The sequence below is a fragment of the Saccharopolyspora hirsuta genome, from assembly GCF_008630535.1.
Taxonomy (GTDB): domain Bacteria; phylum Actinomycetota; class Actinomycetes; order Mycobacteriales; family Pseudonocardiaceae; genus Saccharopolyspora; species Saccharopolyspora hirsuta.
Genome location: NZ_VWPH01000002.1, coordinates 478,303 through 494,869 on the forward strand (window position 1 = coordinate 478,303; position 16,567 = coordinate 494,869).

19 protein-coding genes are annotated in these 16,567 nt (G+C 71.9%); 14 read left to right on the forward strand and 5 right to left on the reverse strand.

Annotated features, from left to right (window positions below):
- Positions 1 to 11 precede the first annotated feature (11 nt).
- Positions 12 to 1,460, reverse strand: coding sequence for an FAD-dependent oxidoreductase (locus F1721_RS05325; protein WP_150065385.1), 1,449 nt, complete (start codon positions 1,458 to 1,460; stop codon positions 12 to 14).
- A gap of 224 nt (positions 1,461 to 1,684) precedes the next feature.
- Entirely contained in the window at positions 1,685 to 2,602 is a 918-nt protein-coding gene (locus F1721_RS05330; protein ID WP_150065386.1) for an AurF N-oxygenase family protein, read from the reverse strand.
- Positions 2,603 to 2,756: 154 nt separating this feature from the next.
- Between F1721_RS05330 and F1721_RS05335 the strand changes: the two genes are divergently transcribed.
- The 3 genes from F1721_RS05335 (at position 2,757) to F1721_RS05345 (ending at position 3,943) form a co-directional block, all read left to right on the forward strand.
- Positions 2,757 to 2,999 carry a hypothetical protein gene (locus tag F1721_RS05335; protein WP_150065387.1) on the forward strand — a complete coding sequence of 81 codons (243 nt, stop codon included), beginning with the start codon at positions 2,757 to 2,759 and terminating at the stop codon, positions 2,997 to 2,999.
- 102 nt (positions 3,000 to 3,101) lie between these two features.
- Positions 3,102 to 3,530, forward strand: a complete 429-nt coding sequence (locus tag F1721_RS05340) for a hypothetical protein (protein ID WP_246154275.1) — start codon at positions 3,102 to 3,104, stop codon at positions 3,528 to 3,530.
- A 38-nt stretch (positions 3,531 to 3,568) separates the two neighbouring features.
- Entirely contained in the window at positions 3,569 to 3,943 is a 375-nt protein-coding gene (locus tag F1721_RS05345; protein WP_150065388.1) for a hypothetical protein, read from the forward strand.
- A gap of 9 nt (positions 3,944 to 3,952) precedes the next feature.
- On the opposite strand, the gene F1721_RS05350 is transcribed toward F1721_RS05345, so the two are convergent.
- Positions 3,953 to 4,912 (reverse strand): SDR family NAD(P)-dependent oxidoreductase, encoded by a 960-nt coding sequence (locus F1721_RS05350; protein WP_150065389.1) that lies wholly within the window; start codon positions 4,910 to 4,912, stop codon positions 3,953 to 3,955.
- A 55-nt stretch (positions 4,913 to 4,967) separates the two neighbouring features.
- Between F1721_RS05350 and F1721_RS05355 the strand changes: the two genes are divergently transcribed.
- The 4 genes from F1721_RS05355 (at position 4,968) to F1721_RS05370 (ending at position 7,727) form a co-directional block, all read left to right on the forward strand.
- A complete protein-coding gene (locus F1721_RS05355; protein ID WP_150065390.1) occupies positions 4,968 to 5,375 on the forward strand; it encodes a MerR family transcriptional regulator in 408 nt (135 codons plus the stop codon).
- Positions 5,376 to 5,434: 59 nt separating this feature from the next.
- A complete protein-coding gene (locus F1721_RS05360; protein ID WP_150065391.1) occupies positions 5,435 to 5,881 on the forward strand; it encodes a MarR family winged helix-turn-helix transcriptional regulator in 447 nt (148 codons plus the stop codon).
- Between the two features lie 41 nt (positions 5,882 to 5,922).
- On the forward strand, positions 5,923 to 6,603 hold the full coding sequence (locus F1721_RS05365) for a protein phosphatase 2C domain-containing protein (RefSeq protein WP_246154277.1): 681 nt from the start codon (positions 5,923 to 5,925) through the stop codon (positions 6,601 to 6,603).
- 98 nt (positions 6,604 to 6,701) lie between these two features.
- The gene (locus F1721_RS05370; protein ID WP_150065393.1) at positions 6,702 to 7,727 is read left to right on the forward strand and encodes a hypothetical protein; all 1,026 of its coding nucleotides are present in this window, start codon (positions 6,702 to 6,704) and stop codon (positions 7,725 to 7,727) included.
- Here the strand turns inward: F1721_RS05370 and F1721_RS05375 are convergent.
- The gene (locus tag F1721_RS05375; RefSeq protein ID WP_150065576.1) at positions 7,701 to 8,582 is read right to left on the reverse strand and encodes a DUF72 domain-containing protein; all 882 of its coding nucleotides are present in this window, start codon (positions 8,580 to 8,582) and stop codon (positions 7,701 to 7,703) included. The genes F1721_RS05370 and F1721_RS05375 overlap by 27 nt on opposite strands.
- Positions 8,583 to 8,662: 80 nt before the next feature.
- The gene (locus F1721_RS05380; RefSeq protein WP_150065394.1) at positions 8,663 to 9,820 is read right to left on the reverse strand and encodes a cytochrome P450 family protein; all 1,158 of its coding nucleotides are present in this window, start codon (positions 9,818 to 9,820) and stop codon (positions 8,663 to 8,665) included.
- A 140-nt stretch (positions 9,821 to 9,960) separates the two neighbouring features.
- Between F1721_RS05380 and F1721_RS05385 the strand changes: the two genes are divergently transcribed.
- From F1721_RS05385 to F1721_RS05415, 7 genes are all read left to right on the forward strand, one after another.
- Positions 9,961 to 10,896: a phosphate/phosphite/phosphonate ABC transporter substrate-binding protein gene (locus F1721_RS05385; protein ID WP_150065395.1), complete on the forward strand. Its 936-nt coding sequence runs from the start codon at positions 9,961 to 9,963 to the stop codon at positions 10,894 to 10,896.
- Between the two features lie 266 nt (positions 10,897 to 11,162).
- Positions 11,163 to 11,870, forward strand: coding sequence for a GntR family transcriptional regulator (locus F1721_RS05390; protein WP_246154320.1), 708 nt, complete (start codon positions 11,163 to 11,165; stop codon positions 11,868 to 11,870).
- The gene (locus F1721_RS05395; RefSeq protein ID WP_150065396.1) at positions 11,867 to 12,283 is read left to right on the forward strand and encodes a phosphonate C-P lyase system protein PhnG; all 417 of its coding nucleotides are present in this window, start codon (positions 11,867 to 11,869) and stop codon (positions 12,281 to 12,283) included. The genes F1721_RS05390 and F1721_RS05395 overlap by 4 nt, the downstream gene beginning before the upstream one ends.
- Positions 12,283 to 12,861 carry a phosphonate C-P lyase system protein PhnH gene (gene phnH / locus F1721_RS05400; RefSeq protein ID WP_150065397.1) on the forward strand — a complete coding sequence of 193 codons (579 nt, stop codon included), beginning with the start codon at positions 12,283 to 12,285 and terminating at the stop codon, positions 12,859 to 12,861. Before F1721_RS05395 ends, phnH begins: the two co-directional genes overlap by 1 nt.
- Entirely contained in the window at positions 12,861 to 13,985 is a 1,125-nt protein-coding gene (locus tag F1721_RS05405; RefSeq protein ID WP_150065398.1) for a carbon-phosphorus lyase complex subunit PhnI, read from the forward strand. Before phnH ends, F1721_RS05405 begins: the two co-directional genes overlap by 1 nt.
- Positions 13,982 to 15,760: an alpha-D-ribose 1-methylphosphonate 5-phosphate C-P-lyase PhnJ gene (locus F1721_RS05410; protein ID WP_150065399.1), complete on the forward strand. Its 1,779-nt coding sequence runs from the start codon at positions 13,982 to 13,984 to the stop codon at positions 15,758 to 15,760. The genes F1721_RS05405 and F1721_RS05410 overlap by 4 nt, the downstream gene beginning before the upstream one ends.
- A 7-nt stretch (positions 15,761 to 15,767) precedes the next feature.
- On the forward strand, positions 15,768 to 16,496 hold the full coding sequence (locus tag F1721_RS05415; protein WP_150065400.1) for an ATP-binding cassette domain-containing protein: 729 nt from the start codon (positions 15,768 to 15,770) through the stop codon (positions 16,494 to 16,496).
- Positions 16,497 to 16,567 lie beyond the last annotated feature (71 nt).

Sequence of the window (16,567 nt, forward strand, 5' to 3'; positions counted from 1 at the left end):
CGCCTTCCGCGTCACCGTCGCTTCGCCAGCCTCCCGGCGACCGCGTCGTCCAGCAGGGTGCCGACGGTTTCCTGCGCGCAGGTCCGGTTGGCGCCGATGCCGCCCGACGGCCCGCGCTTGATCCAGCCGACCACGTAGGTGCCCGGTCGGACCCGGCCGCCCTCGTGCGGGACGGTCCCGGTCTCGGCGTCGAAGGGCAGGCCGGGGAGCGCTGTGCCCCGGTAGCCGACCGCGCGGATCACCCGCCCCGCGGCGATCTCCACGTCGCCGGTGACCCGCAGCGCGCGGACCTGCGTGTCGCCGAGGACCTCCTGCGGGGCGGAGTTGAAGCGGAGCACGATGCGGCGCTTGCCGTGCCGCGGGGGAGCGGACCAGTCGACCGCTTCGCGCTGGATCCCCTTGAGCAGAGCCGCTTTCTCGCCGGGGCCGGCGGCGTCGATGGTCGACGCGATCTGCGGGTCGTGGTCGTCCACGACCAGGTCGACGTCGTCGCGCTGGGTCAGGGCGAGCAGTTCCGGCGAGGTGTAGGCGGCCGCGTCCGGTCCGCGGCGGGCCAGCAGCACCACCTCGCGGACCTTGCTGGACCGCAGCTGGGCCAGGGCGGCGGGGGAGATCGTGGTGCCCGCCAGGGCTTTCGGGTCCGAGGTGAGGATCCGGGCCACGTCGAGCGCGACGTTGCCGGTGCCGACCACGACGACCCGCTCCGCGGAGAGGTCGATCGCGTCGGCCGGGACGTCGGGGTGGCCGTTGTACCAGGCCACCACCTCGGTCGCCGGGACGCTGCCGGGCAGGTCCTCGCCGGGGATGCCGAGGCTGCGGGCCGCCGAGGCGCCGACGGCGTAGATCACCGCGTCGTGCTTGGCCGCCAGCTCGTCGGCGGTGACGTCCTTGCCGACCTCGACGCCCAGGCGCATCCGCAGCCGCGGGTGGGTGTGGAAGCGGCTGAAGGTCTCGCCGATCTTCTTCGTGGACGGGTGGTCCGGCGCGACGCCGTAGCGCACCAGGCCACCGGCGACCGGCAGCCGGTCGATCAGCGTGACGCGGCAGTTGGTGTGCAGCAGCAGGTCCTCCACCGCGTACATGCCCGCCGGACCGGTGCCCACCACCGCGACGTCCAGCGGCGCGAAGTCGCTGGGGATGTTGCGGTGGAACACCGGCGGTCCCCAGCGGTGGAAGTTCGGCGTCGGATCGGACTGCGGGGGCTCCCGGTCCGCGAAGTAGGCGGCGTTGACCTCGGCGTACGGCCGCAGCTGCGCGGTCAACCGCTCCACCGGGAAGATCGCGTCCACCGGGCACGCGTCGGCGCACGCGCCGCAGTCGATGCAGGTGGACGGGTCGATGTAGAGCATCTCGGTGGTCCCGAAGTCCGGCTCGTCCGGCGTCGGGTGGATGCAGTTGACCGGGCAGACCTTCACGCAGGTCGCGTCGTTGCAGCAGGTCTGGGTGATCGCGTACGGCATGGGGTTCGGGGGTCCTTTCGGGATGCGGCGCGAACCGCACGCTCTGCGGGTCCCAGGCGTCGCCCGGCGGGGCAACCCCGCCAGAGGGATGCCGGGCGACGCCTGAGGTTTCCGCTGCCCGCACTGCCGTGCAGGCATACATAAAGCTGGGCACCCGGAGTCCAGGCGGGCGCTGAGGTTCCGCTACCGGCACCGCCACGCAAGGCGAGTCCGGTGACAGCCATTCAGATCAGGTTGGCGCGCTTGTAGAACCAGTGCGACGCCTTGGTGAGCAGGCCTGCCGAGTTGAGGAACTCCATGAGACCCGCGCAGCTGGACCGCAGCATGGACTTGTGGTGCTCGTTGGCCTTGGCCTCGCGGACGGCGCGCTTGACGTCCAGACCCGCGTTCTCGTACACCTTCTTGTTCCACATGCTGGTGACGATGAAGTAGGACGCCCCGGCGACCACCACGGCCTGGATCTGCCGCCGCAGCCAGCCCGCCCCCTCCAAGCGGGCCTTGGTCTCCTCGCGGGCGAACTTCATGTGCCGCGACTCCTCCACGACGTGGATGTTGTTCACCGTCCGCACGAACGGCACCACCCGCTCGTCGCGCATCCAGTCGCGCTGCATGACGTCGAGGACCTCCTCGGCAACCAGGATCGCGGCGTAGGCCGCCTCGCCGAAGGCGACCGTCTTGAAGATGCGGCCCAGCTCCACCACCAGGCGCGACGGCCGGTAGGCGGGGGCGCGCAGCTTGGCGGCGCCGCGGGCGAACATGATGGAGTGCCTGCACTCGTCGGCGATCTCGGTCAGCGCCCACTGGAAGGCCGGGTCGGTCGGGTCCTTGGCGTAGAAGTCCCGCAGCACCATCTGCTGCAGGATCATCTCGAACCAGATGCCGGTGCTGGCCACCGACGCCGCCTCCTGGCGGGTCAGCTCGCGCTGCTGCTCCGGCGTCATCTCCGCCCAGTACGAGGTCCCGTACAGCGTGCTCCACTCGGGGCTGGTGCCGTGGTAGTCGGTGTCGAGCGGGGTCTCCCAGTCCACCTCCTGGACCGGGTCGTAGGACAGGATCTCCGACGAGCGCAGCAGCCGGTCCGCCATCTCGTGGCGGTCCTCCTGCTGCGGGGTCTCGTCGTCCTTGGTGATGCTGCTGGTCATGGGACGCTCCCTGCGGGGTGACGACGGCGGCAATCCCCACCCGGTGGGTAGGTGTTACTCGAGGTAACGGATCCCAGGATCGGTGACATCGCCGATCGTGTCAATGGCCATTGGCAAGATTGGCTCGGTCGCGGGGCCTGGTTGGATGTCCGGCATGGGGCTCTTCAAGACCAGCACGGCCGAGCTCGTAGAGATGGCGGCCGAGGCGCGCACCGGCGGACGGGTCAGGTTCGTGGCGCGGTTGATCGCGCTGAGCAGCAGCAAGGACGACGCGATCGACCCCTGGGCGGAGCGGATCGAGGCGATCGAGGCGGTCGGCTGGCGGGTCGAGCACTTCTCCGTCGCCCCGAACGACAAGGGCTGCGTGGAGGCTTACGTCCTGTTCGCCCGGGTCTGATCACCGCTTGGGTGGAAAACGGCCTCGCATCACCGGGAGCCGTGGCACGATCGCGGTCGGAAATCGCGCCGGGAGCGCGCTTTTGCGACTGGGGAGGTTGCGTTGGCGACCTGGGAGGATCTCGCCGCGTTCGTCCGCGCCGAGTACGCCGTGGCCGAGGACCTGGAGACCGAGACCGAGTACCGCATCATCGAGGACAGCGACGACGAGATCCGGGTGCTCGTCGAGTACGAGGACGACCGAAGTCAGATCGTCATCATCTGCCGCGAGGAGCTGGACGGCCGCGAGGACTGGGTCCAGGTGGTCTCGGTGATCGGCCGCGCGGCGGACGTGGACCTCCAGAAGCTGCTGTGGGAGCTGGGTCAGGTCTCGGTGGTCTGCGGCGCGGTGATCGTCGGCGAACACGTCCTGCTCCGCCACGCGGTCCCCCTGCTGAACCTCGACATCAACGAGTTCACCGACCCGCTGAACTTCGTCGCCGAGACGGCCGACCACCTCGAGGAGATGTTCTTCCGCGACGACGACCACTGACTTGACCTCCAGCTTGGTCGAGGTTTCAGGATCGGGGCATGACTGAGGCGAAAGCGCCGATCCTGTTCCGGAACACCATGCGGATCACCGACGGCCACCTAGAGGGGTACAAGTCGGCGATCCGCAAGGCGGTGGACTTCGCCACCGAGCACGGTCCGCAGCTGATGGTGGAGGTCTTCATCGACGAGGACCGCATGGAGTGCACCAGCTTCCAGCTCTACGCCGACTCCGATGCGGTCCTCCGCCACTGGGAGCTCGCCGACCCCTACATCCAGGGCGTGATGGAGCACTGCGTCGTCCAGGACTTCGAGGTCTTCGGAAACCCGGACGACCGCGTCCGCTCCGGCCTGGGCCCGAACGTGAAGTTCACCCCGCACCTCACCGGCTTCCACCGCCTCGGCGGAAGTTCCTGAGCATCACCGTCAGGGGATGGGGGTGGCTCCGGTCATCGCGAGGGATGCGTCCCAGAGGCGGGCGGCTGCGTCGGGGTTGGTGGCGTACTCGCGGACTCCGCCTTCGTCCATGTGCTCGTCGGGGGTGGAGATGCGGGCTACTTCGCAGTCTTCGAGGTAGAGGCCGCCTCGGTCGTCGAGGAGCGGGGACGTCGCTGCCCAGAGGCCGGTTGCGGCTCCTTGAGAGGGTGTCTTGAAGTCGGCGGCGATCACGGTGCCGTGCTCGTCCACCCAGCCCCGGTCGATCTGCTCTTGGAGAGGCATGTCCCGCTGGAGACCGGTGATGATCTTGCCCGGGTGGAGGGCGAACGCTCGGACGCCGTCGTTGCGGCCGAGGGCGTCCAGGTGCACCGCGAACAGGGCGTTCGCGGTCTTGGCCTGGCCGTAGGCCAGCCACTTGTCGTAGCCGGTGCGGAAGTGCGGGTCGTGCCAGCGGATGTCGGTCAGGGTGTGCCCGGCGGAGCTGTTGACGACGACTCGGGCCCCGCCGGTGGCCAGGAGCGGGTAGAGCTCGCAGGTCAGGGCGAAGTGCCCGACGTGGTTGGCGGTGAGCTGGCCCTCCCAGCCGGGGCCGACGCGGCGTTCTGGGGTGGCCATGACGCCCGCGATCGCCATCAGGAGGTCGAGCCGGTCGATCGAGTCGCGGATCTGCGCGGCGGCGGTGCGCACGCTGCCGAGATCGGTCAGGTCCAGGGAGATGACCTCGCAGTTCGCGATGTCCGCGAGCGCGGTGCGGGCGGTGTCGGGGCGGCGTGCCGGAACGATGACGCGGGCTCCGGCGGCCGCCAGGTTCCGGGTGGTCTCCAGGCCCAGCCCGGAGTAGCCACCGGTCACGACGGCCGTCCTGCCGGTGAGGTCGAGCCCGGCCACGACCTCCTCGGCGGTGCTGGTGGCGGTGAAGGGCGAGCCGAGGGGCTGCTGATCGGTCATGCCGCTGAAGCTACGAGCTAGAGCGAGGTCTAGATCAAGCCCTAAGCTGGCGGGCGTGACTGCTGAGGCGTTGAGCATCGGTGACGTGGCCGAGCGGACCGGGCTCAGCGTGCACGCACTTCGCTTCTACGAGCGCGAGGGCCTGCTGGTCGGGCCGGTCCAGTGCACCGCGGGCGGGCGGCGGCGCTACACCGCTTCCGACGTCGACTGGCTGCTGATCTGCGTCAAGCTCCGCGAGTCCGGGATGCCGCTGGCCGACCTCAAGCGGTTCGCCGAGCTGGTGCGGCGCGGGCCCGGCAACGAGGCGGAGCGCCTGCGGCTGCTCGACGACCACCGGCAGCGCGTCGAGGCGCAGATCGAGGCGCTGGAGGGCTGCCGCTCGCTCATCGCGTGGAAGGTCGGCGTCTACGCCGAGCACCTCGCCCGGGGGTCGGCTGGCGGGCTCTGGGATCCGACCGACTGAATAGTTGTACGCGCTTCATAGCTGCGTGAGCTGGTATGATGCTGGTAGGGAGGTGGGCGATGGGGATCGCTGACGACGCCGTGGAGATCCGGGCTCGTGGTTGGCGGACGCTCGCGGCCCTGCACGGGCGGCTCGAGACCGCTCTGGAGAAGGCGCTGCAGGCCGAGTGCGGGCTGTCCGTCGTCGAGTACACCGTGCTCGACGCGCTCAGCAGGCAGGACGGGTGGCACATGCGGATGCAGCAGCTCGCCCGCGCCACCGCGTTGAGCAGCAGCGCCACGACCCGGCTGGTCAGCCGGTTGGAAGATCGGGAGCTGCTCACCCGCGTCCTGTGCAAGGACGACCGGCGCGGCATCTACACCGAGCTCACCGACACCGGCCGGGAGCTGCTGGAGAAGGCCAGGCCCACCCACGACGAGGTGCTGGAGAAGGCGCTCGCCGAAGCCTGCGAGGCGCCCGAGCTGGCGCCGCTGGTGACCGCGCTGCACCAGCTGCCGGGCCGCTGATCGTGCAGTCGGCCTGCGCGACGCTGGCGACGCCGGGGCGGGTGAACGAGGACTACCACGCCGTCGGCCCGGACTGGGCCTTCGTCCTGGACGGCGCGACCGCTCCGTCCGATGTGGACAGCGGTTGCGCGCACGACGTGGCGTGGCTGGTGCACCGCCTCGGGGCCGAGCTCGCCGGTCGGCTCGCGGTGCCGGGCCAGCCGCTCGCCGACGTGCTGGCCGAAGCCATCGCGGCGACCTGCGCGGCGCACGCGGACACCTGCGACCTGCGGAACCCGTCCAGCCCGTCGTCGACGGTCTCGATCCTGCGAGCGGGTGACGAGATCGAATACCTGGTGCTCGCGGACAGCCCGATCGCCTTCGACCACGGCGCGATCGTCGACGACCGCCTGGACCACCTGCCCAGCTACACCTGGGAAGCGGTGCGCGACCTGCGCAACCAGCCCGGCGGTTTCTGGGTGGCGAGCACGAAACCGGAAGCGGCTTACGAAGCGGTCCGGGGCACGCTGCGCGACGTCCGCCGCGCGGCGCTGCTCAGCGACGGAGCGTCCCGCTACGTGGAGAAGCTCGGCCTCGGCGACTGGCCGGACCTCCTGGACCTGCTGGAGAAGGCGGGCCCGGCCGAACTCCTCACCCAGGTCCGAACGGCGGAAGCCGCGAGCCCGAAACCCCGCCGGGGCAAGCAGCACGACGACGCGACCGCGGTGTTCTTGTTGTTCTAGTGCTCTGTTCGAGGGCAAAACGGGCTGGATCGTTCGCAGGGGCCCGGGCAGCCGGTAGTCAGTTGGGTGGCGTTCGACCGGTGTGCGGAGGGAGTGCGATGAATCAGGATCAACGCACCGTCGTCAAGGTCTTGTCGGTGTTCGGGGCGCTGATCTGGGTCCTGCTCGGGTTGCGCTACGGGTGGCCCGCGTGGTTGTGGATCGCGTTGGTCGTGCTGACGATCGCCGGGCCCTGGGCCGTCAGCTGGTGGCTGCTGGGGCGGGTGGGGCGCAAGCCCGCGCCGCCGGAGGAGGCGCCGGTCGAGCGGCCCGCTGCGCCGCAGCCGACCGAGCACCCGGTGCCCGGGACACCGCTGCGCAGCGCGCACCCCGAGTACCGGTTCTCCTTCTCCGCCAAGGTCTTCTGGTACAGCAAGCCCGACGCGCCGGGGCTGCCGCACGCGAACCCGGCCGGGCTGGCCGTGGACCTGGTGCTGGAGCAGGCCGGGCAGCTGGTGGCCGAAACCTCGCCGGAGGACGGTGATCTCGCGCAGCACCGGCTGAACGCCCTGCTCGGCGCACCGCGTTCGGACAAGTCCGGGCACGTGGTCGCGTGGGCGAGCGACGTCCGGCTGGTGCTGGCGGATGCGGACGCGGAGCGGTTGCGGCAGCTGGCCGCCGCGCGCAAGGAGGAGGAGCTCTGGGAGCGCAAGCGCGCTCACGAGCGGAACAAGCGGGCGTACTACGCCGACGACGTGCTGAAAACACCCGGCAGCGCGCTGGTCTGGTGGCTCGCGCGGCGCGAGGACGGCGATCTGGACGAGGCCGTGCGGCAGATCAGCAACCTGCGCAAGCTCACCGCCGCCGCGCACGACCGGCGGGTGCCGGACCCCGACAGCGACGAGCCGAACTGGATCCACCCGGTGCACTCGTTCGTCGTGGAGGACTTCGAGGTCGGGGCCGAGCAGCACGTCTTCGCCGCCATCGAACGGCTGGCCAGCGGTGACGAGCGGGCGGCGCTCAGCCACCGGCTGGCCGAGGTGCTGGCCGCGCACGGCCACCGCGAGCTGGCGCAGGTCGTGCGCGACCGCTTCGGCGACCGGCAGGAGCTGCCCGGATCAGGCGCAGCGCTCGGCGAGGGCTAGGGCGTCCTCCGGGGCGTGGGCCTTGACGTCGTTGTCGAAGTAGGCGTAGACGTCGCGGCCCTTCGTCTTCGGGGCCGGTGGTGCGACCGTGTGGGGCGTTCTCGGGGACTCGCCCTCGTGCCAGGAGCGGATCAGGTTCGCCCAGCGGTCCAGGTCTTCCCCGGTGTAGCCGCTGGCGTAGAGCTCTTCCGCGCCGTGGAAGCGGAGGTAGACGAAGTCGCTGGTGACGTCCTCCAGGTGCGGCCAGTCGCCCGCCGCGTCCGCCACCACCAGGCCGATGTCGTGATCGCGGAGCAGCTCCACCGGTTCCGGGGCGGCGAAGCTGGGGTGGCGGACCTCCAGGGCGTGGCGGATCGGGCGGTCGGCGTCGGTCTCGGTGAGGGCCCGCCCGGCCAGGCGTTCGTCGTGTCGGGCGGCCAGGTCGGCGGCTGCGCCCGTGCTGCGCGGGAGGAGGCGGAAAAACTCCGCGAGGCGGTCGGCGTCGAAGGGCAGGGACGGCGGGAGCTGCCAGAGCAGCGGGCCGAGCTTGGGGCCGAGGGCCAGGACTCCGCTGGCGAAGAAGTTGGCCAGCGGGGTTTCCGCGTCGCGGAGCTTCTTCATGTGGGTGATGAACCGGCTGCCCTTGACCGCGAACAGGAAGTCGTCCGGGGTCTGCTCGGCCCAGCGGCGGTAGTGCTCCGGGCGCTGCAGGGAGTAGAACGACGCGTTGATCTCGGCCGATCCGAGGCGGCTGGACAGGTACTCCAGCTCACCGCCGCGGCGCAGGTCGCGCGGGTAGAACGGGCCGTGCCACGGCCCGTAGACCCAGCCGGAGGTGCCGATCCGGATCCGGCGCGAAGCCGAGCGGGTTCGCATCACGTCCCCCGGGTACCCGCGGTGGGCTCGGTACCCGAGAAGGCGCAGTTTCAATTGAAACTCCGGTTCCCCCGGAGCAGTCAGGAGAGGGTGACCGGGAGGGTGCGGAGGCCTCGGTTGCGGAAGGAGTTGCGCCACTGGAGCTCGGGCTCCGGGACCGCCAGGGCCACGTTCGGGAAGCGGGTGAGCAGGGCGTTCAGGCCGATCTCGGCCTCCATGCGGGCCAGGGAGGCGCCGAGGCAGTAGTGCGGGCCGTGGCCGAAGGCCAGGTGCGGGTTGTCCGCCCGGTCGAGGTCCAGGTGCTCCGGGTCCGGGTAGCGGTCGGTGTCGTGGTGCGCCGAGACCAGCGACAGCAGGACGGTTTCTCCCGCCGGGACGGTCACGCCGCCGATCACCACGTCCTCCTTCGGGAACCGGCGGATGGCCAGCTGCGGCGGCGGGTCGAAGCGCAGCAGTTCGTCCACAGCGGTCGGTGTGATCCCCTGGCGGGCGCGGGCCAGCGCCGCCGGGTCGGTCAGCAGCGCGACCAGGCCGTTGCCCAGCAGGTTCACCGTGTTCTCGTAGCCCGCGAACAGCACCAGGAACGCCGCCGAGGTGAGCTCGTCTTCGGTGAGCCGGTCCTCCTCGTCGCGCAGCTCGACCAGCGTGCTCAGGAAGTCCGCGCCGGGGTCGGCGCGCTTCGCCGCGATCAGGTCGAGCAGGTAGCGGTGCAGGGCGGTGAGGGCGTCGCGGGCCTGCTCGGGGGACTCCGGGGCGAGCATGCCGTCGGTCCAGGCGCGGAAGTCCGGGCGGTCGGCTTCGCCGACGCCGAGCAGCTCGCAGATCACCGCGATCGGCAGCGGTCCGCAGTAGGCGGGCATCAGGTCCGCTTCGCCGGAGAGCCCGTCCAGCAGGGCGTCGGCGAGCTGCTGGACGCGGGGGCGCAGCGGTTCGATGCGGCGCGGGGCGAAGGCCTTGCCGATGATCCGCCGCAGCCTGGTGTGCTCCGGGGCGTCCATGTTCAGCAGGTTCGCGTCCAGCGCGGGCGGCAGCGAGAAGCCCCGGTAGCCGCCGGTGGAGTTCGCCTTGTCCAGCGACAGCCGCGGGTCGGCCAGCGCCGCCCGGACGTCGGCGTAGCGCGTGACCAGCCAGATCGACGTGCCGTCCGGGGCGGTGGCGCGGTGCACCGGGCCCTGCTCGCGGAGGCGGGCGTAGGTGGCGCGCGGTTCGGTGACGAAGGTGGAGTCGATCTCGATCACGTCCCCGCAACCTACCCGAGTTGTGGGGTCAGATGCGCCAGACCGTCCCGCAGCGTTCCGCCGCGCGTAACCCGCAGCCGACGGCTCCTCCACCTGCCGTCCGCACGCTGTGCGCGCAACTTCGCGATCGGAGGACCTGCATGTTCAACGTTTCCCGGCGGCTGCTGGCCGTCCTCGCCTGCGCGGTGCTGCCGCTGGGGCTCACCGCCTGCGGCCCGAGCGCCGCCAGCGACGGGGGCGGGGCGCGCAACCCGGACGAGCTGGTGTTCGCCTCCATCCCGTCGGAGGACTCCACCAGCCTGGAGCAGGAGTTCAAACCGCTGGTCGACATGCTGGCGAAGGAGACCGGCAAGAAGATCCGGGTGGAGAAGGCCACCGACTACGCCGCGGTCATCGAGGGCCAGCGCACCGGCAAGATCGACATCGCCATGTACGGGCCGCTGTCCTACGTGGTGGCGCGCAACAGCGGGGTGCGCATCACGCCGCTCGGCGCGCAGGTCGAGACGCCGGGCACCGCGCCCGGCTACCGGTCCTACGGGCTGGTGCGGGCCGATTCGCCGATCCAGCGCATCGAGGACTTCCGCGGCAAGCAGGTGTGCTTCGTCGACCCGAACTCGACCTCCGGCTACCTCTACCCGAAGGCCGCGCTGAGCACCGCCGGGATCGACGTCGAGCGCGACGTGCGGCCGGTGCTGGCCGGTGGGCACGACGCGTCCGCGCTCGGCGTGCAGAGCGGGCAGTGCGAGGCCGGGTTCGCCTACGACGCGATGGTGGACAAGCTGCTGCCGGAGAAGGGCGGCATCAAGCCCGGTGAGCTGCGGGTGGTGTGGCGCTCCGAGCTGATCCCCGGTTCCCCGGGGGCGATCTCCGACGACCTCGACCCGGCGCTGAGGGAGAAGGTCGCCGAGGCCTTCCGGACCAAGGCCAACGCCGACTACCTGAGGGCCAACGGGTTCTGCACCGACAAGTGCGACATCGGCGGCTACTGGGGCTTCGTCCCGGCCGACGACGCGACCTTCGACAGCGTCCGCCAGGTCTGCCAGGTCACCCGCGACAAGCAGTGCGTCGAGGGCTGAGCCGCCCCACCCGGGGGCCGCGGTTTCAGTTGGAACTGCGGCCCCCGCTGCTTTCCGCTGGTCAGGTCCCGTGAGTGGTTTGGGGCGTCATAGCACCAGAAAGCGCTCACGGGCCTTCACCAGCGGAAGCGGAGCCGTTCCTGCAGGCTTTGCGACAAGTGGTCGGGGAGTTCACCTGCGCGGTCCTCGGCGTTGGGGTGACCGAAGTTGTCCGGACAAGCTCGGCGCGCAGGCTTCCTGCCGTGGTCAGGAGCCGGTACGTGGAAATGGCCGATGTGCTCGCCGCCGAGCTCGCCGAACTCCCGGCGGGCACCCGGATCGCCGGTGAGCACGAGATCGCCGCGCGGTTCGAAGTGGGCCGGGCGGCAGCGCGGGCCGCGGTGCAGGAGCTGGAGCAGCGGCTGCTGGTGCGCCGGGTGCGCGGGTCCGGGACGTTCGTGAACAAGCGCATCGACTACGTGATCTCCCAGCGCCGGGCCCCGTCGTGGCACCAGACGGTGCGCGAGGCCGGGGCCGAGCCGCGCTCGGTGGTGCGGGACGTGCGGCGCGCGCCGCTGCCCGCCGAGGAGGCCGAGCGGCTGGAGCGGCCGGTCGGCAGCGCGGCGAGCCTGCTGATCCGCCAGTACTACGTGGACGACCTGCTGCACGGCTGGTCCAACGAGTGGATCCCGGCCGACGTGCTGGCCGACGTCGACATCGCCGTGCACGCGGTGGAGTCGGTCGACGCGATCCTGCGCCAGATGAGCCGCGTGCAGCCGGTCCGGTCCTGGTGCCGGGTCAGCTACGCGCTGCCCGGACCGGAGGTGGTGGCCGGGCTGGAGATCGAGTCCGGCCGACCGGTGTGGCTGGTGGAGAGCGTCAGCCGGGACGCGGGCAGCGGTCGGCCGGTGCTGTGCAGCCGCTCGTGGTCACGCCCAGACGCCGCCCGGATCGTCGTCGAGATGGACGGGCCGTACCAACCGGAGGACGAGTGAACAGGGAACAGCGGGCCGCGCTGCTCGCGGTGGCCGAACCGGACGAGCTGATCGAGCTGGCCGACGCCTGCCTCGCCACCGGCCCGGCGCCGACGGTGCTGGTGGCGCCGGAGGTCGGCTGCGTGTCGGTGCAGGTGCGGGAGCCGATCGTGCGGGACCGGTTCCTGCTCGGCGACGTGCTCGCCTGCCGCGCCGAGGTGGAGCTGGACGGATCGCGGGGCTGGTCGATGCGCCTCGGCGACGACCGGGCCGCCGCGCTGGCCGCCGCGATCCTGGACGCCGCGGTGGAGGCCGGGCGCGCCGGACCCGAGGTCGACGAGCTGTGCGCGCGGGTCCGCGAGCGGCAGCGCGCGGCCGAGCACGCCGAGTGGGCCGAGCTGGCCCCGACCATCGTCGAATTCGAGGAACTGTGATGACCGCATCCCTGGCGCCCCGGCAGGCGCAACAGGTGTTCCGCACGGTGCTGGACGCGCTGTCCCGACCCGGCGAGGTGCACCGATTCCCCGCGATTTCAATGGAAATCAGACCTCCGATTTCCATTGAAATCGCGGAACCCCGGGTCCCGGCGGCGCTGCTGCCGGTGCTGGCGCTGGCCGACCTGGACACCCCGGTGCACGTCGACGGCTGGGCCGATCTCGTGCGCACCCAGACCTCCGCGCCGATCGTCGAGCGCACCGAGGCCCGACTCGCCGCGCTGCTCGATCCGGTCGACGACCTGGCCGGGTTCCGCGTGGGCAGCGCGGGAGCCCCGGAGGAGGCCGCGCTGGTCACCCTCGCGGTGCGCGGCTTCGACGACGGGCCGCTGCTGCGGCTGTCCGGGCCCGGCGTGCCGGGGCACCGCGAGCTGCGGGTGTCCGGGCTGCCCGCGGACTTCGCCGCGCAGCGGCGGGACCTGATCGCCTTCCCCGCCGGGTTCGACCTGCTGCTGGTGGGGCCGGGCGGCGAGGTCGTCGGGCTGCCGCGCTCCACCCGAGTCGAGGAAGGTGCCTGATGGGTTATTCCGGAGTCCGCGGCGGGATGGAGGCCATCCTCGCCGCCGAACGGCTGGTGCGCCGCTCGCGCGACGACGCCCCCGCCGAGTGGGCCAGCACCGAGCAGATCGTCCTGCGGTTCCGGCTGGCCGTGGACCGGATCATGGGGGAGGCCGGGCTCTACCACCCGCCGATCGCCGCGGACGCGTTCCGCCAAGCCGAGGGCGATGTGCTGGAGGCGGCGCACCTGGTGCGGGCGCACCGCTCGACGCTGCCGCGGCTGGCGGTCACCGAGCCGGTCGACACCGACGAGATGGTGGTGCTGCGCCGGATCGTCCCGGCCAACCGCACGCCCGACGGCCCGCAGCTGCTCGGCCGGACCACCGACTACACGGGTCGGCTCCTGGAGCGGGAGGGAGATCTCGCGCGAAATCGCGGCGTGGAGGACGCCGATGTCGCGCGACAGCACCAGGCCGAGCGCACGCCCGAGCAGCGCCACCCGCGCCGCTTCTACCAGCTCCTGCGCGACCTGGACCTGGTCGTCGAGCACGGCGAACCCGCCGAGGACCCGGAACCGTTCGACATCACCCGCCGCGCCGCCCGGCCACCGGCGCCGCGCTCGGCGGTGCTGTCGAGCATGGCCCGCGCCGAGACCGGGGCGCTGGTCGGGCTCTGGTACCGGTCGATCCTCGGCCCGGACGGCGACGTCCACGAGATCACCCTCGGCGACACCCGGCACGGCCGCGTCCCGCTGCGGGTGGTGCACCCGCACACCGGGAACCCGGTGCAGATCGGCGAGATCCGGGTGACCGAGGCGGAGGGCATCGAGGACCTCGACGGGGCGGAGGAGGACCGCACCCGCTTCGACGTCGGCTACGGGCTCTGCTTCGGGCACAACGAGCGCAAGGCGATCGCGATGGCGAACCTGGACATCGCCTGGCGCCGCGCCGAACCGGACAGCCCGCTGGAGCAGCTGCTGCTGCTCACCACCGACGGGCTGGACTCGGGCGGCTTCCTGGAGCACCTGAAGCTGCCGCACTACGTGACGTTCCGGTCCATGGTGGACCGAAAGCTGGCCCGGCGGGCGGCGCGGAGCTCGACCGAGCCGCGCGTGCCGGAGCCGTTCGGGGAGGAGTGCCGATGAGCACGGCGGTGCGGGATCTGCTGGCGGACGACGAGAGCGCCGCCGGGATCCTCGACGAGGGCGCCAAGCGCGAGATCCGCCGGGCCGCGCTGGTGGCGGTGTGCGTGCCCGGCTACCAGGTGCCGTTCGGCTCCCGGGAGATGCCGGTGGCCCGCGGCTGGGGTTCCGGCGGGCTGCAGGTGACGCTGGCCGTGATCGGCGAGCCGGACGTGGTGAAGGTGATCGACCAGGGCGACGACGGCGGGGTCAACGCGGTCAACCTGCGCCGGATGATCTCCGCGACCACCGGCTGCGCGGCCAGCACCGACACCCGGGAGGCCACGGTCATCCAGACCCGGCACCGGATCCCGGAGGAGCGGCTGACCCGCCAGCACGTGCTGGTCTACCAGGTGCCGGTGCCGGAACCGCTGCGCGGCGTGCAGAAGTCCGTCGCCGAGTGCGCCCGGATGCACGCCGAGAACGACTACTCGGCGATGTGGGTGAGCCTGTACGAGGACATGGTCCGCAACGGCGTGATCACCAAGTCGACCGGCTACCCGGTGCTGGTGGACGGGCGGTACGTGCTGGCCACCAGCCCGGTCCCGCGCTGGGACGTGCCGAAGTTGCACCAGTGCGAGCACCTCAACCTCTACGGCGCGGGGCGGGAGAAGCGGATCTACGCGATCCCGCCGCACACCGACGTGGTGCCGCTGACCTTCGACGACATCCCGTTCGAGGTCGAGCAGGTGCCCGGCGCGAGCTGCAAGTACTGCGGCTCCACCACGAGCTTCCTGGTGGAGGGCGGCGAGGGCGAGTACGTGTGCAGCGACTCGGACTGGTGCTCGCGCGTCGAGGCCGGGGACGCCGACGTGGCCGGGCACCGGCTGCCCGCCGAGCTGCTGCCGACCGTGGACCGGCGCCCGGTGGAGGTGGTCGAAGCGCCCCGCCCGGTGGACGGTCCGGAGTGGACTCTCCGGGTGGAGGGCATCGGCCGCGTCTACGGTCCGGGCGGCGCGGACGCCGTGGCCGGAACCGGGCCGGAGCACGGCACCGCGATCAGCCCGAGCACCGGTGCAGTGGTCGCCGCCTGGGACGTCTCCTTCGACGTCGCGCCCGGTGAGGCGCTCGGCATCATCGGCGAGTCGGGGTCGGGCAAGTCGACCGCGCTGCGCTGCGTGATCGGCGACGAGCCCGCGACCAGCGGCAGCGTCCACCTCTCCAGCGTCGACGGTGGCGAGACCGACCTGCTGCAGCTGGACTCCGCGCAGCGCCGGAAGCTGCGCGTGGACACCATGGCCGTGGTCTACCAGGACCCCGCCGCAGGGCTGGACCTGCGCGTCACCGCGGGCGGCAACGTCGCCGAGCGGCTGACCGCCGCGGGCTGGCGCGGCTACCGCGCGATCCGCAAGCGGGCCGCGGAGCTGCTCGACCGGGTGGAGGTGCCGCTGTCCCGGATGGACGACCCGGTGGCCACCTTCTCCGGCGGCATGCGCCAGCGCGTGCAGATCGCCAAGGCGCTGGCCACCGAACCACCGGTCCTGCTGCTCGACGAGCCCACCACCGGGCTGGACGCCTCGGTGGCCGCCGGGGTCCTGGACCTGCTGCGCGGGCTGCTCACCGAGCGGGACATCGCGGCGGTGGTGGTCAGCCACGACTTCGCGGTGATCGAGGCGCTGACCGATCGCAGCCTGGTGATGCAGCTCGGCCGGGTCGTCGAGCGCGGCCTCACCGACCAGCTCTTCGCCGACCCGCACCACCCCTACACCCAGCGGCTCGTCGCGGCCGCCCGGAGGTGAGTCCACAGTGGAACCAGTGCTGACCGTGCGCGGTCTGCGCAAGACCTTCACCCTGCACACCATCGACGGCCGCACGGTGGTCTCGCTGCGCGGCGTCGACCTCGACGTGCACGTCGGCGAGCACGTGGCCATCGCCGGACCGAGCGGCGCGGGCAAGTCCAGCCTGCTGCGCTGCACCCAGCGCAGCTACCTGCCGGACGCCGGTTCGGTGGTCCTGCACACCGACGGCGGACCGGTGGACCTCGTCGGCCTGCCGGACCGGGCCCTGGCCCGGCTGCGCGGGCGGCAGCTCGGCTACGTCTCGCAGTTCCTCGCCGCGCCGCCGCGCACCGGACCGCTGGAGGTGGTCGCGGCCGCGGCCCGCCGCCGGGGCCTGGACCGGGCCGAGGCGCGGGACGCGGCGGCCGAGTCGTTGCGCCGCCTGGCGCTGGACGAGGCGCTGTGGGACGTGGACTGCGGCGTCCTGTCGGGCGGGGAGCGGCAGCGGGTCAACCTCGCCGCCGGAACCGTCCGCCCGCCCCGGTTGCTGCTGCTGGACGAGCCGGTCTCGGCGCTGGACCCGGCGAACCGGGAACGCGCGCTGGAGCTGATCGCCTCGCTCACCGAGCAGGGGGTGGCGGTGCTGGCGGTGTTCCACGACCTCGACGCGATCCGCCGCCTGGCGACCCGGGTCGTGGAGATGGCCGACGGCCGAATCATCCGCTCCGGAACAGCGGAGGAGGTGCTGGCGGCGTGAGCGTCGGAGGTCGTGAGTGCGTAACAGTGTTCCAGCCCGGATTCGCACTCACGAGAGTTCGGAGTGCTGGC

Excerpts from the sequence above, each read along its gene's own strand:
- F1721_RS05325 (WP_150065385.1), bottom strand. The coding sequence starts at position 1,460 with ATGCCGTACGCGATCACCCAGACCTGCTGCAACGACGCGACCTGCGTG.
- F1721_RS05330 (WP_150065386.1), bottom strand. The coding sequence starts at position 2,602 with ATGACCAGCAGCATCACCAAGGACGACGAGACCCCGCAGCAGGAGGAC.
- F1721_RS05335 (WP_150065387.1), top strand. The coding sequence starts at position 2,757 with ATGGGGCTCTTCAAGACCAGCACGGCCGAGCTCGTAGAGATGGCGGCC.
- F1721_RS05345 (WP_150065388.1), top strand. The coding sequence starts at position 3,569 with ATGACTGAGGCGAAAGCGCCGATCCTGTTCCGGAACACCATGCGGATC.
- F1721_RS05350 (WP_150065389.1), bottom strand. The coding sequence starts at position 4,912 with ATGACCGATCAGCAGCCCCTCGGCTCGCCCTTCACCGCCACCAGCACC.
- F1721_RS05360 (WP_150065391.1), top strand. The coding sequence starts at position 5,435 with ATGGGGATCGCTGACGACGCCGTGGAGATCCGGGCTCGTGGTTGGCGG.
- F1721_RS05370 (WP_150065393.1), top strand. The coding sequence starts at position 6,702 with ATGAATCAGGATCAACGCACCGTCGTCAAGGTCTTGTCGGTGTTCGGG.
- F1721_RS05375 (WP_150065576.1), bottom strand. The coding sequence starts at position 8,582 with ATGCGAACCCGCTCGGCTTCGCGCCGGATCCGGATCGGCACCTCCGGC.
- F1721_RS05385 (WP_150065395.1), top strand. The coding sequence starts at position 9,961 with ATGTTCAACGTTTCCCGGCGGCTGCTGGCCGTCCTCGCCTGCGCGGTG.
- F1721_RS05390 (WP_246154320.1), top strand. The coding sequence starts at position 11,163 with ATGGCCGATGTGCTCGCCGCCGAGCTCGCCGAACTCCCGGCGGGCACC.
- phnH (WP_150065397.1), top strand. The coding sequence starts at position 12,283 with ATGACCGCATCCCTGGCGCCCCGGCAGGCGCAACAGGTGTTCCGCACG.
- F1721_RS05405 (WP_150065398.1), top strand. The coding sequence starts at position 12,861 with ATGGGTTATTCCGGAGTCCGCGGCGGGATGGAGGCCATCCTCGCCGCC.
- F1721_RS05410 (WP_150065399.1), top strand. The coding sequence starts at position 13,982 with ATGAGCACGGCGGTGCGGGATCTGCTGGCGGACGACGAGAGCGCCGCC.